Origin of the sequence: Tardiphaga sp. 841_E9_N1_2 (genome assembly GCF_051811065.1) — a bacterium.
Lineage (GTDB): Bacteria > Pseudomonadota > Alphaproteobacteria > Rhizobiales > Xanthobacteraceae > Tardiphaga > Tardiphaga robiniae.
In genome coordinates this window covers 721265-733138 of the sequence record NZ_JBPWQC010000001.1, presented here as the reverse complement: position 1 = coordinate 733138, position 11874 = coordinate 721265, and the positions used below count along the sequence as shown (strand labels likewise).

Sequence of the window (11874 nt, the reverse complement as noted above, 5' to 3'; positions counted from 1 at the left end):
TCAGGATGAGGGCGACGGCGCGCTATCGCAACGCGCGCGTCACGTCGTCGAACAGCTCATCAACGCTGAACCTGCGCGGGATCAGCCCCTGCTGCGCAGAATAGTCTGTAATGAGAGCCAGCGAACGATTCATGGCATCCGCATCGAAAGACAGGCTCTTGCCGACTGCCGCCGCCCTGCTCGCCTCCAGCATACGGTGGACTTCGCGCACCACATCGGGGCGCGTATCGGACAATTGCTTGCTGACCACCACCATGTGGTTGATCGGCACCACGCCATGCCTGGCAAGCCAGGCTTTCTCTGCAGCGGCCACGTCTGGGAACAACTGCGCCACCCGTGGATCGTCGCTCTTCTCGCCGAGCACGGCGTCCAGTTCGCCGTCGAACAACATCTGCATGATCGCCTTGCCGGCAGGCGCCTTGGTGGTGCTGTCGACATATTCGGCGACATGCGGATCCTCGAAGGTGATCCATTCAATCGCGTCGAGATTGACGCCGTAGTCATTGGCGAGCATACCGCGCAGCCACACGCCCGTCGTCGTCGTAAACGATCGAATGCCGACGCGCTTGCCTTCCAGATCCCGCGGCTTGGCAATGCCGGCCGCCGGGCTCGTGACCGCAAAACCAAATTGATGCCGCGCCATCATCACATCAGGCAGCAGCACCATCGGCTTGTCGTAACTCCTAGCCATCAGATAGGTGACGATGGCCATTTCGGCGATGTCGAAAGCCCCGTCGCGCACCATAGGCTTGAAGCCCTTATTTGTGGGCTTGTAGTCCGCGAAGTCCAGTTCGACGAGATCAGACGTGATCGCGCCGGATTTCAGCGCTGCCGTATGCGGATGATCGCCGAGCAGAATACGAAGCCGCATGCCAGCCTCCTCCCCGCTCAGGCCTGATCGGGATCGTCGACGTAAACCAGGCCCGCTTTGGCGAGCGGCTCCCGCATATTGTACATGTCGAGGCCGAGAATGCCGGAAGCCAGCTTCTGGCGCTTGGCGTCTTCTTCCGCGAAACGCTTCTCGCCTTTCACCGCAACCTCAGCAGCATCTTTGCGCGGGATCACCACAACGCCGTCTTCGTCGGCGACGATGACGTCACCCGGCACCACCTGCGCGCCGGCGCAGACCACCGGCACGTTCACCGCACCGAGCGTCGCCTTGACCGTCCCCTTCGCCGAGATCGCGCGTGACCAGACCGGAAAGCCCATCTCGCGCAGGGTTTTGATGTCGCGGCAGCCGGCATCGATGACAAGACCGACGCCGCCGCGCGCTTTCAGCGAGGTCGCGAGCAGATCACCGAACATGCCGTCGGTATTGTCCGTCGTGCAGGCCACCACCAGCATGTCGCCGGGTTTGCACTGCTCGATGGCCACATGCAGCATCCAGTTGTCGCCGGGCTGCGCCAGCACCGTCACGGCGGTGCCTGCAGCCTCCGCGCCGGACCACACCGGCCGCATATAGGTCTTCATCAGACCGAAGCGGCCATAGGCCTCGTGCACCGTGGAGACACCGAGCGCGCCGAGCCGCTGTACGACGTCGGCATCCGCGCGTTGAATATTCCTGACGACGACGGGTTTCATGCCAGCGTCTCCACGGTCATCGGGAACAGGCGCTGATAGGCCTCGCCATAGGTCATGGCCGCGCCGGTGTTGCGGCCGCCCTGCATGCCGCGCTGCAAAGCCACCCGCTCGTAATAGGCCCAGAGATGCTTCTGAGCGGCCAGGATCTCGAACGTCTTGCGCTTGATGTCCCAGACCTCATCGATGTTGAGGATCACCTGCGGCTTGAAATTGCACATCTCCGGCTGATGCGGCTCGAACAGGAACACCGGCGGCGCGGAGTAACTGTATTCCGCTTCAGGCTTGTGCCCCATCGCCTGCGCGATGATGCGGGCTTCCTGTGCGGCGGCGGTCGCCGCGGGATGATCGACATTGTAGGGATCTTCGAGCGAATGCGTCAGTACGAAGCTTGGATTGAGCTCCCGATAGATATCGATCAGCCGCTCCTTGTGTGCTTCGGTCAGATGCAACGGATAGTCGCCGGCATCGAAGAATTCGATCTCGGCGCCGAGCGACGCCGCCGCACGCTCGGCTTCGTCTTTCCGGCCAGCCTTGACCTTGTCGAGCGTCATGCCAGCCTGCTTCCAGGCAAATTGCGACTCGCCGCGTTCGCCATATGCAAGACAGACGATCTTCACGCGATAGCCCTTCTTGGCATGCAGCGCGATCGCGCCGCCGGCGCGCCAGACGAAATCGCCGGGATGGGCGGAGACCACGAGGCCGGTCTTGGCTTTGGACATCGGATGTTTCCTATCGCTTAGGTATCGAATTCGAAGAGACGCGCGGGATTGTCGACGAGGATCTTCTGCTGGATCACCGGATCCGGCGCGAAGAGCGGGATCAGATCGACCAGATCGCCGTCGTTCGGCATCGCCTTGACGTTGGGATGCGGCCAGTCGGTGCCCCAGATCACGCGATCGGGCGCAGTCTCGCAGATTGTCTTCGCGAACGGCACCGCATCGGTGAAAGGCGGCCCCAGCGAGGTGACGCGCTCGCAGCCGGAGACCTTTACCCAGCATTTCTCGTCGCGCTTCATCAGGTCGATCAGGGTGCGGAGCGGCGGCTGCTCCAGGCCATCGGCGGCCTTGACGCGCCCCATATGATCGATGGTGTAACGCACCGGCAGCTTTGCCAGCAGGTCGGCATAGTCAGGCAGATCGACCGCATCGAAATGCAGATCGACATGCCAGTTCATCGGCGCGATCATGTCGATGATGCGGTGAAACACTTTCATGTCCGGCGTGCCGCCAAGATGCCGCACGAAGTTGAAGCGGCAACCACGGAAGCCACCTTCATGCAGTTCGCGCAGCCCCTTCTCCGTGATCGTGCCATCGATATTGGCCACCGCGCGGTAACGCCCGCCGCTCACCGCAATGGCATCGAGCGCCACGCGGTTGTCCGTGCCATGCACGCTGGCATTGACGATGACGGCGCGGCCGATGCCGAGCTTCTTGTGCAGCGCCTGGAAGTCCTCCAGCGGCGCGTCCGGCGGAATGTAGGAGCCGACATATGGGTACTTAGCGCCGGGGCCGAAGATATGCGTATGCGCGTCGCAGGCCAGCGGCGGCAGCTTGAACTTCGGCGTTTTAGTATGCGGATCGGGACCGGGAACGGTTGGCTTCGTCATTGTTTCGGAATTCCTGCCTTATCGATGACGGCGGTCCATTTCGCGATGTCGTCGACCAGCCGAGCCTTCAATTCCTCCGGCGAGCTGGCTTTCGCCTCGATGCCGAGATCGAGCAACTTTTGCTTCACATCGGGCATCGCCAATACTTCGCGCAGGCCCGCATTCAACCGCGCAATCGCTTCGGGCGGCGTACCTGACGGTGCGAACAGCGCATTCCATGACACGACGTCATAACCCTTCACGCCGCCCTCGATCATCGTCGGCACGTCCTTCAGGATCACCGAACGGGATTCGCCCGTGGTCCCGACGGGACGCATCTTGCCATCCTGCAGCGCGGATTTCATCCCGACATAATTGTCGATCATCACATCGATGTCTTCGCGCAGCAGCCCGACAATGACTTCCGGCGTTCCGCGATAGGGCACGATCTGGAAGTTGATCCCGGCGGTGGATTTGAGCAATTCGGCCGACAGGTTCTGGGTGCTGCCCACGCTGATGGTGCCGACATTCAATTTGCCGGGATTGTCGCGCGCGAACTTGATGACGTCGGCCAGCGTCTTGTGTTGCGAATTCGTATTGGTGCCGACAATGAAATCGAAGAAGCCGATGCTGGAGATCGGCGCAAAGTTCTTTACGGGATCGAATGGCAGGTTCTTGAACAGCGGTACGCTGACGGCGGTGCCGTTGCTGAGCAGCGCCAGCGTATAGCCATCCGGCTGCGACGACAGTACTGCGCGCGCCGCAACGACTCCGCCAGCGCCCGGCATGTTCTCGATCACGAGACGCTGGCCGAGATTGTCGCCGAGTTTTTCGGCCACGATCCGGATGGTGATGTCAGCGACACCGCCGGCCGCAAACGGCACGATCACGCGAATGGGCTTGGTCGGATAGCCGGACTGGGCCTGCGCCACAGGTACCGCGTTGGTGAGGAATATCGCACCGAGCGCCAAATGCGCGGCGCTCAGCAGATGCTTGAGCCTGGTCGGGAAGCGGAGCGTCATGATGGATTGAAGACGCCTGATGCGTCCACCCTTGCCGTTTTTATGTCGGTACCCGTGGCCGTCACGTCATCGCGACAGGGCTATGGACCGTTCTGCTCCCGCAGTAGCCAATTCCGATATATGAAACAAATGAGAAATCTGGGATAATCGTGCAGTCTCCTGCATATATCCTGCCGGGCGGACTATCCCGCAGCCTGGAAGTATTTCCGGGTCAGGTCGATCAGCGCCTGCGCCGGCTTGCTCACGGGCTGTCCGCGCTTGACGATGATGCCCACCGTGCGGCTGACGCTGGGATTACGCAGTGGCACAGCGACCAGTCCGGCAGTTCCCTGCGTCGCCACCGCGATGCTAGGCACCACGGCGATGCCGAGCTTCTCGAACACCATGCCCACCGCCGTCTGCAGATGCTGCACCTCGTAGCGCCAGTTCAGCTTATCGCGGCGATGGCCGAGCGCGTCGTCGATCAGGGCCCTATTGCCGGCCTGCGGACTGATGCGGATCAGCGGCATATCCTCGAGATGCGACCAGGCTACGAACTTGCGCTGCGCAAAGGCATGGTCCTTGGTGCACAACAGGACGAAGCGCTCCTTGATCAGCGGGGTCACAGCCAGATCCCATATATTGGTCGCCGTGATCGTGATGCCGAACTCCGCCTGGCCGGACTGCACCAAAGTGGCGATCTCGCTAGCTGAGTTATCGTGGATCTTGATCGAAATCCCCGGGTGCACCGCATTGAACTGCTTCAGCACCCGCGGCAGATGATAGGCGGCGATGGTCGGCAGGCAGCCGAGCGCGATGTGCTCCTGCCGCTTGCGGCCCCGCGCCCGCAGCAGATCGATGGAATCGGACAACTCCCCGATCATCCGCCGCGCAGTCGGCAGCAGTTCCAGCCCGGCGGGGGTCAGTGCCACCTGCCGCGTGGTCCGGGCCAGCAGCTGAAAGCCGAGATCCTCTTCCAGTTTCTTGATCCGGTGGCTTAGCGCCGTCTGCGACAGATTGAGGTGTGCGGCCGCGCGCGAAAAGCTGCCCCGCTCCGCGATGCTCAGAAACGCCTGCAGGCCGGGAAAATCGATGCGCATGAGAGGTCCGTGCACGGCCGAAGACGACCGCGCTGAGATAACGCGGCGACGACGACCCATGCAAGGTCAGGACACCAGCCTATGCCGACCTCGCGGGCTGGTTAAAACCGCGTAAAGCCAGATCGCCAGCCACGAGCGACAAGGTATCCAGTGCCGGAGTTTCCGCGTTCCAGTGCGGAGCTAATTCCGCAATGCAAGTTTGACGAGCAGAGCCCACCGATAGCCCGCGGACGCGCCTTAACAATTTGTCCAGTCCCTGACCTGCATAGTCGGTCCAACCGGGGCGTGAGACGCGAATTCATCAATGACCAGTTTAAACGCAGCGGCGTCGTTCGGGCGCATTATCTCAGTCCGCGGCTCGCTGGCCCGGGTCGGCTTGCTCGCCGTGAACCCGATGACACCCTCGGAGATGCGCGGCACCGTCGGCCGCTTCGTCAGCATCCGTTGCGCCTCCTCGACCATCATTGCCATGATCACGGAAGTGTCCGCTGAGAACATGCATGCATCGGACATGTATATCGCGAGTGCCTCGGTCGATCTGCTCGGCGAAATCATGGGGCACGGAGACAAGGCCAAATTCCAGCGCGGCGTCACCAACTATCCCACCATCGACGACATCGTCGATCTGATCAGCAATCACGATCTGCGCACGGTCTATGCGCCGTCCGGCTCCGAGCAGATCAACGTGGGCACGCTGCAGCAGGACAAGTCGGTCGCCGCTTATGTCGACGTCGAGGAAATGCTGAGCAAGCACTTCGCGGTGCTCGGCTCCACCGGTGTCGGTAAATCCACCGGCGTGTCGCTGCTGCTCAATGAAATCCTGAAGTCGCGCCCGCATCTGCGCATTTTCCTGCTCGACGTGCATAACGAATATGGCCGCTGCTTCGGCGATAAGTCGCTGGTGCTGAACCCGCGCAATCTGAAACTGCCGTTCTGGCTGTTCAATTTCGAGGAAATCGTCGACGTGCTGTTCGCCGGCCGCCCCGGCGTGCCCGAAGAGCTCGAAATCCTCTCGGAAGTCATCCCGATCGCCAAGGGCGTCTACACGCAATACCAGAACGCCGACCGCATTGGCCTCAAGCGCATCGATCCCAAGACCATCGGCTACACCGTCGATACGCCGGTGCCTTATCGCCTGGTCGATTTGATCTCGCTGATCGACGAGCGCATGGGCAAGCTCGAGAACCGCTCGTCGCGCATCCAGTATCACAAGCTGATCTCGCGCATCGAAGCGGTGAAGAACGATCCGCGCTACGCCTTCATGTTCGACAACGCCAATGTCGGCGGCGACACCATGGCGGAAGTGATCAGCCATCTGTTCCGCCTGCCCGCCAATGGCAAGCCGATGACCATCATGCAGCTCGCCGGCTTCCCCGCGGAAGTCGTCGATAGCGTGGTGTCGGTGCTTTGCCGGATGGCATTCGATTTCGGCCTGTGGAGCGACGGCGCCTCGCCGCTGCTGTTCGTCTGCGAGGAAGCGCATCGCTACGCCTCCGCCGACCGCAATATCGGCTTTGGCCCGACCCGCAAGGCAGTGTCGCGCATCGCCAAGGAAGGCCGCAAGTACGGCGTCTATCTCGGCCTCGTGACGCAGCGTCCGGCAGAACTCGACGCCACGATCATTTCCCAGTGCAACACACTGTTCGCCATGCGTCTCGCCAATGAGCGCGACCAGGCGCTGCTGCGCTCCGCGGTGTCGGATGCCGCTGCCAACCTGCTGTCCTTTGTGCCGTCACTCGGCACGCGCGAAGTGCTCGCCTTCGGTGAAGGCGTCGCATTGCCGACCCGGCTTCGTTTCAAGGAAGTGCCGCCGCATCAGCTACCGCGCTCCGAAGCCACCATCGCGACGGTGCCGTCGGTGGCTGCCGGTCACGACATGCAGTTCGTCAGCGCGGTGCTGGAACGCTGGCGCGGCGCCACCTCGCATCGCGAGGTACCGAACGATCCCGGCTTCATCGAACGCCCGCTGGCGACGCCGAGCCGCAGCGTCGAAGCCCCAATGCTGCAACCCTCGCTCGGCCTCGATCCGGATCGCTTCTCGCTGCTCAAGAAGCCGCTGCGCTAATCGCATCGGCATGCATTGCCGCAAGCGCTTTGCGGTGACGGTGTGATCGCCTATGGTCTCGTGAAACAGAAACGTTCACGGGAATGCCAGATGACCCAGCCGATTGCGCAACGCTTTCCGACACCCGCCCTCGACAAGCTGCCCGAGGACATCCGCACGCGCATTATGGGCGTGCAAGAAAAGTCCGGCTTCGTGCCGAACGTGTTCCTGTCGCTGGCCTATCGCCCCGACGAATTCCGCGCGTTCTTCGCCTATCACGACGCGCTGATGGACAAGGACAGCGGGTTGACCAAGGCCGAGCGTGAGATGATCGTGGTCGCGACATCAGCTGCCAACCAGTGCCATTATTGCGTCATCGCGCATGGTGCGATCCTGCGCATTCGCGCCAAGAACCCGACCATCGCCGACCAGATCGCCGTCAACTACCGCAAGGCCGACATCACGCCGAAGCAGCGTGCGATGCTGGATTTCGCCATGAAAGTGAGCCGGTCCGCCGAGACCATCGGCGAGCAGGATTTCGCCGAGGTCTCCGGCCACGGCTTCAGCGACGACGATATCTGGGACATCACCGCGATCTCGGCCTTCTTCGCGCTGTCGAACCGGATGGCCAATGTCACCAACATGAAGCCGAATGACGAATTCTATATGATGGGCCGGCTGCCAAAGTAACGGCACGGGGTTTAGAAGGATCTCGCATTGCTCGACTGGTCGGACATCATCCTACGTCTCGGCATCGCCGCCCTGGTTGGCGGAGCCATCGGCCTCAACCGCGATCTGCACGGCAAGCCCGTCGGCGTACGCACGCTGGGGCTCGTCAGCCTGGCCACCGCGATGATCGTGGTGCTGGCCGATCCGCTCGGCAAAGGCGGCTTCACGGATGCCGGGAGCCGGGTCATTCAGGGCATACTCACCGGCGTCGGCTTTCTCGGTGCCGGCGTGATCTTTCATGCCGAGCGGCATTTCCGTGTCCGCGGCCTGACCAGCGCCGCCTGCGTCTGGCTGACCGCCTGTGTCGGCATCATGTGCGGCGCCGGTCACTGGCGCATCGTCACCGTCTCGGTGGTGATCGCCTTCCTCGTGCTGCTGCTCGGCGGAAGGATCGAACGCGCCCTGCATCGCGTGCTCGGCGGCAAAGGCGACCCCGCTGCGATCCCGATGGATGCGCCTCAGTCGTCGGACGCCGGTCCGCACCAGCCGGGCAAATAGATCGCATCCTTGCTTTTGGCGATCGCCAGCGCTTTCTCCAATGCCTTGGCGAAATCTGCATCGATCTCCTTGGTGGAGAGCCGGCTGCGAAACAGGTCCGCCCACAGGAATTCGCTGAACGGCGTGGTGTCCTTGGCATAGCCGCCGGCGCGGCGAATTTCGCCGGCCAGACTGCGGAACGGATCGTCCTTCAGGCCCGTCACCGATTTCGGAATATCCTTGAACTGTCGGCGCTCGCCCTTGGCGTCATAGGGATAGGCCCAGCGGCGGTGATCGAGCACGCCCCAGAAGGCTTTCATATCGACCATCGTAAGATCCGCGATCACGGTGACGAGCACATCCTTCACGCCTTCGTCATGCAACGCACGTGCGAGATGATGGTGATCGACCACGTAGTGACGCTGATCCGGCCCCAGCACCACGGGGATCATGTGCTGGCCGAGCAGTTCGGCCTGTTTGCGCTTGGACTTATGGGCGCGCCAGCGTTTGCGCTTCTCCTTCACCTCGCGCATGCCCACCGTCATCTGCGTTGGCCGCAGCGACAGGATCGGGACCGGATGCAGCAACGGTTCGCGTGTGTTCGGCATGTGGCCTCCCATCTATCCGACGTTTCATCGGAGCGAAGTATGGCATGGCCGCCGCGCCGAGGCGGATCAGTTCCACGTCATTTCTGACGATTGCCGCATCCGTGCCATGCGGACTTTATCTGCGCGAAGCAGCCGCCTCGTGGTACACTGCGACATTGCATGCGCAGACCCACGACCATGAAGACCCAGCAGCCGATTATCAGAGAAGATGACGAGCACCGCGTGCTTCGCTTCGTGCCCCGCACCTCGGCTACGCTGCCACACCATCCCACCGCTCCTGCCGACCAACCGCGCCGCCGCCAAACCACCGGCGCCAGCGACCTGTCCCGCTATCAACAGGCACAGGACGACCCCGACGACTTCCGCCACCGGATGCTGGCCAATAGCGCAGCCTTCGGCTTTACGGTGATCCTGGTGGGTGTCGGGATCTGGCTCGCGGTTAGCATCGCGGATCTCCGCAAAACCCAGGATTGCGTGTTGATGGGCCGCCGCGACTGCGCCCATATTGTTGCGCCGCACGGCTGAGGCGCGCCAGCCCCTCTTTCCACAGCCCACAGGGGCTGGTGAGCGGGCGCTCAACTGCATTGAACTGCCGCCCCCGCTCCGATATACGGGCAATCGACTCTATACGGCGGACCGGGACTGCCCCGGGGCGAAGCCCTGTCTTTGCGCGCGCCGATCGAACATTATCTTCAATATATCAAAGGCTTAGTAATGTCCTCCACATTCGATCAGGTCGCCACAATCATCGCCGAGACTTGCGACATTCCCCGCGACACGATCACACCGGAAAGCCACGCCATCGACGATCTGGGGATCGACAGCCTCGACTTCCTGGATATCGCTTTCGCGATCGACAAGGCGTTCGGGATCAAGCTGCCGCTCGAAAAATGGACCCAGGAGGTCAATGACGGCAAGGCGACCACCGAGCAGTATTTCGTCCTGAAGAACCTCAGCGCGCGCATCGACGAATTGGTCGCGGCCAAGGGCGCGTAACGCCCCGCCATGAACCTCGAATATTTTCACCTGATCGACCGCATCACCGACCTCAATGTCGGCGAACGGACGATCACGGTCGAAGCCAACGTCCCCGAGACCAGTACCATCTTCGAGGGCCACTTCCCGGGCTACCCGCTGATGCCCGGCGTGCTGCTGATCGAGTCGATGGCGCAGACTTCGGGCTGGCTGCTGATCGCGCTGATGAAGTTCGAGCGTATGCCCTTCCTCGCCGCAGTGAAGGAAGCCAAGATGCGTACCTTCATCACGCCCGGCACGAAGCTGGACATCACCGCCAGCGTGCTGCACGAGGGCGACGGCTTCTACATGACCACTGTCAAGATCAAGGTCGACGGCAAGCTGACCTGCAACGCGCAGCTCACCTTCAAGACCGTCCCGTTCCCCCATCCGGATCTGCGCGGGCACATGGACATCGTGGCCGAGCGCATCGGATTTCCCCTACAGGCAATCACCAATGGCTGAAACCCGACCGATGACATCCGAGCCGGTGGAAGCGTGGATCACCGGCATTGGCCTCGCAACGTCATTGGGCGAAGGCCCTGACGCGCATTGGGATGCGTTGAACAACAAGCGCATCAATGTCGATGAAACCGGCTTCGCTCCGAACATCGTCCACCCCCTCGCGCCGGTCTCATACGACGCGCAGATCCCCAAGAAGGGCGATCAGCGTCAGATGGAAGCCTGGCAGCGGATCGGCACCTATGCCGCCGGCCTCGCGCTGGATTCAGCTGGCGTCAAAGGCAACAAGGACATCCTGTCGAGGATGGACATGATCGTTGCCGCCGGTGGCGGTGAGCGCGACCTGGCCGTCGATTCCGGCATCCTGAATTCGGACGGCTATGGCGCTGCGACACCGGGCCTGCTCAACGAAAAACTGCTCAACGACCTCAGGCCGACTCTGTTTCTGGCGCAGCTCTCCAACCTGCTCGCCGGCAATATCGCCATCGTGCACGGCGTCACCGGTTCGTCCCGCACCTTCATGGGCGAGGAAGCGGCTGGCGTGGACGCCGCGCGCATCGCACTGGCCCGCATCGCTGACGGCCAGAGCGACATCGCGCTGATCGGCGCCGCACATAATGGTGAGCGCAAGGACCTGCTGCTGCTGTACGAATTCGACGACTTCAACCTGAAGAACAAGTTCGAAACCGTCTGGGCGCGCGAGAAGAATTCCGGCTTTGCGCTCGGCTCTGCCGGCGCATTCCTCGTCATTGAATCCAGGGCGCATGCAGAAGCGCGCGGTGCCAAGCCTCTCGCACGTCTCAAGAGCGTGGTCGCCGATCATGCCCGTCGCAAGACTCCCGGCGAAGTCACCGCTTCGCTGCAGGGGTTGTGGTCGAAGCTCGGCGCGAGGAGCGACGCTGCGATCATCACCGGCGCGACCGGTGCGGAACCCGTGACAGCGGAAGAGCGCGCCTTCCTGAAGGATCATGCGGATGTCGCCATCCGCGGCACCGGCACTCTCTTCGGTCATACGCTCGAAACCCAATTCCCGCTTGGCCTCGGCCTTGCGGCGTTGGCGATCTCGCGCGGCGCAATGTTTCCGCCGAACGATTCAACCGGCCTCGAGATTGAAAAGTCCGGCAAGCCCACCCAGATTGTGGTGATCGGCGCCGGCCACTGGCGCGGCGAAGGCATGGCGCTGGTTGAAGCCATCTAGAACCCATCTGGGCTCTAGATTTTTCTTATGTTTGAGCAAGATCTTATCCGAAAACCGGCATCCACTTTTCGGGAT

The 11874-nt window shown here is 62.1% G+C and carries 14 protein-coding genes; 7 read left to right on the top strand and 7 right to left on the bottom strand.

The genetic code is table 11. The features are described 5' to 3' along the window. Nucleotides 1-22: 22 nt before the first annotated feature. The 6 genes from AB8A50_RS03225 to AB8A50_RS03200 form a co-directional block, all read right to left on the bottom strand. Nucleotides 23-871 (bottom strand): ABC transporter substrate-binding protein, encoded by an 849-nt coding sequence (locus tag AB8A50_RS03225; RefSeq protein WP_439076813.1) that lies wholly within the window; start codon nt 869-871, stop codon nt 23-25. A gap of 17 nt (nt 872-888) precedes the next feature. Further along, complete coding sequence (locus AB8A50_RS03220; protein ID WP_439076811.1) at nt 889-1581, bottom strand: 4-carboxy-4-hydroxy-2-oxoadipate aldolase/oxaloacetate decarboxylase; 693 nt, start codon at nt 1579-1581, stop codon at nt 889-891. Then, entirely contained in the window at nt 1578-2300 is a 723-nt protein-coding gene (locus AB8A50_RS03215) for a PIG-L deacetylase family protein (protein WP_089267177.1), read from the bottom strand. The genes AB8A50_RS03220 and AB8A50_RS03215 overlap by 4 nt, the downstream gene beginning before the upstream one ends. Nucleotides 2301-2317: 17 nt before the next feature. Beyond that, nucleotides 2318-3187 (bottom strand): amidohydrolase family protein, encoded by an 870-nt coding sequence (locus AB8A50_RS03210; protein ID WP_439076810.1) that lies wholly within the window; start codon nt 3185-3187, stop codon nt 2318-2320. Further along, nucleotides 3184-4188 (bottom strand): Bug family tripartite tricarboxylate transporter substrate binding protein, encoded by a 1005-nt coding sequence (locus tag AB8A50_RS03205; protein WP_439076808.1) that lies wholly within the window; start codon nt 4186-4188, stop codon nt 3184-3186. Before AB8A50_RS03205 ends, AB8A50_RS03210 begins: the two co-directional genes overlap by 4 nt. A gap of 182 nt (nt 4189-4370) precedes the next feature. Next, a complete protein-coding gene (locus AB8A50_RS03200) occupies nt 4371-5267 on the bottom strand; it encodes a LysR family transcriptional regulator (RefSeq protein ID WP_068730595.1) in 897 nt (298 codons plus the stop codon). A 304-nt stretch (nt 5268-5571) separates the two neighbouring features. On the opposite strand from AB8A50_RS03200, the gene AB8A50_RS03195 reads away from it, so the two are divergent. The 3 genes from AB8A50_RS03195 to AB8A50_RS03185 all read left to right on the top strand — a co-directional run bounded on the left by AB8A50_RS03195 (nt 5572) and on the right by AB8A50_RS03185 (nt 8538). Then, nucleotides 5572-7332: an ATP-binding protein gene (locus AB8A50_RS03195; protein WP_089267173.1), complete on the top strand. Its 1761-nt coding sequence runs from the start codon at nt 5572-5574 to the stop codon at nt 7330-7332. A 90-nt stretch (nt 7333-7422) separates the two neighbouring features. Next, entirely contained in the window at nt 7423-8001 is a 579-nt protein-coding gene (locus AB8A50_RS03190) for a peroxidase-related enzyme (RefSeq protein ID WP_439076806.1), read from the top strand. Between the two features lie 27 nt (nt 8002-8028). Further along, complete coding sequence (locus tag AB8A50_RS03185; protein WP_089267172.1) at nt 8029-8538, top strand: MgtC/SapB family protein; 510 nt, start codon at nt 8029-8031, stop codon at nt 8536-8538. Here AB8A50_RS03185 and AB8A50_RS03180 read toward each other — a convergent pair. Then, nucleotides 8499-9125, bottom strand: a complete 627-nt coding sequence (locus tag AB8A50_RS03180) for a ParB-like protein (protein ID WP_089267171.1) — start codon at nt 9123-9125, stop codon at nt 8499-8501. The genes AB8A50_RS03185 and AB8A50_RS03180 overlap by 40 nt on opposite strands. A 177-nt stretch (nt 9126-9302) precedes the next feature. On the opposite strand from AB8A50_RS03180, the gene AB8A50_RS03175 reads away from it, so the two are divergent. The 4 genes from AB8A50_RS03175 to AB8A50_RS03160 all read left to right on the top strand — a co-directional run bounded on the left by AB8A50_RS03175 (nt 9303) and on the right by AB8A50_RS03160 (nt 11799). Next, nucleotides 9303-9650, top strand: a complete 348-nt coding sequence (locus AB8A50_RS03175; RefSeq protein WP_089267170.1) for a hypothetical protein — start codon at nt 9303-9305, stop codon at nt 9648-9650. Nucleotides 9651-9839: 189 nt separating this feature from the next. Further along, the gene (locus AB8A50_RS03170) at nt 9840-10121 is read left to right on the top strand and encodes an acyl carrier protein (protein ID WP_002711294.1); all 282 of its coding nucleotides are present in this window, start codon (nt 9840-9842) and stop codon (nt 10119-10121) included. 9 nt (nt 10122-10130) lie between these two features. Then, entirely contained in the window at nt 10131-10604 is a 474-nt protein-coding gene (locus tag AB8A50_RS03165; RefSeq protein ID WP_089267169.1) for a 3-hydroxyacyl-ACP dehydratase FabZ family protein, read from the top strand. Then, nucleotides 10597-11799, top strand: a complete 1203-nt coding sequence (locus tag AB8A50_RS03160; RefSeq protein ID WP_089267168.1) for a beta-ketoacyl-ACP synthase — start codon at nt 10597-10599, stop codon at nt 11797-11799. The genes AB8A50_RS03165 and AB8A50_RS03160 overlap by 8 nt, the downstream gene beginning before the upstream one ends. Nucleotides 11800-11874: the final 75 nt, after the last annotated feature.

Bases quoted from the DNA above. Each gene is read 5' to 3' on its own strand.
- AB8A50_RS03160 (WP_089267168.1), top strand. From the start codon at position 10,597: ATGGCTGAAACCCGACCGATGACATCCGAGCCGGTGGAAGCGTGGATC.
- AB8A50_RS03210 (WP_439076810.1), bottom strand. From the start codon at position 3,187: ATGACGAAGCCAACCGTTCCCGGTCCCGATCCGCATACTAAAACGCCG.
- AB8A50_RS03205 (WP_439076808.1), bottom strand. From the start codon at position 4,188: ATGACGCTCCGCTTCCCGACCAGGCTCAAGCATCTGCTGAGCGCCGCG.
- AB8A50_RS03170 (WP_002711294.1), top strand. From the start codon at position 9,840: ATGTCCTCCACATTCGATCAGGTCGCCACAATCATCGCCGAGACTTGC.
- AB8A50_RS03215 (WP_089267177.1), bottom strand. From the start codon at position 2,300: ATGTCCAAAGCCAAGACCGGCCTCGTGGTCTCCGCCCATCCCGGCGAT.
- AB8A50_RS03175 (WP_089267170.1), top strand. From the start codon at position 9,303: ATGAAGACCCAGCAGCCGATTATCAGAGAAGATGACGAGCACCGCGTG.
- AB8A50_RS03195 (WP_089267173.1), top strand. From the start codon at position 5,572: ATGACCAGTTTAAACGCAGCGGCGTCGTTCGGGCGCATTATCTCAGTC.
- AB8A50_RS03165 (WP_089267169.1), top strand. From the start codon at position 10,131: ATGAACCTCGAATATTTTCACCTGATCGACCGCATCACCGACCTCAAT.
- AB8A50_RS03220 (WP_439076811.1), bottom strand. From the start codon at position 1,581: ATGAAACCCGTCGTCGTCAGGAATATTCAACGCGCGGATGCCGACGTC.
- AB8A50_RS03225 (WP_439076813.1), bottom strand. From the start codon at position 871: ATGCGGCTTCGTATTCTGCTCGGCGATCATCCGCATACGGCAGCGCTG.
- AB8A50_RS03180 (WP_089267171.1), bottom strand. From the start codon at position 9,125: ATGCCGAACACACGCGAACCGTTGCTGCATCCGGTCCCGATCCTGTCG.
- AB8A50_RS03190 (WP_439076806.1), top strand. From the start codon at position 7,423: ATGACCCAGCCGATTGCGCAACGCTTTCCGACACCCGCCCTCGACAAG.
- AB8A50_RS03200 (WP_068730595.1), bottom strand. From the start codon at position 5,267: ATGCGCATCGATTTTCCCGGCCTGCAGGCGTTTCTGAGCATCGCGGAG.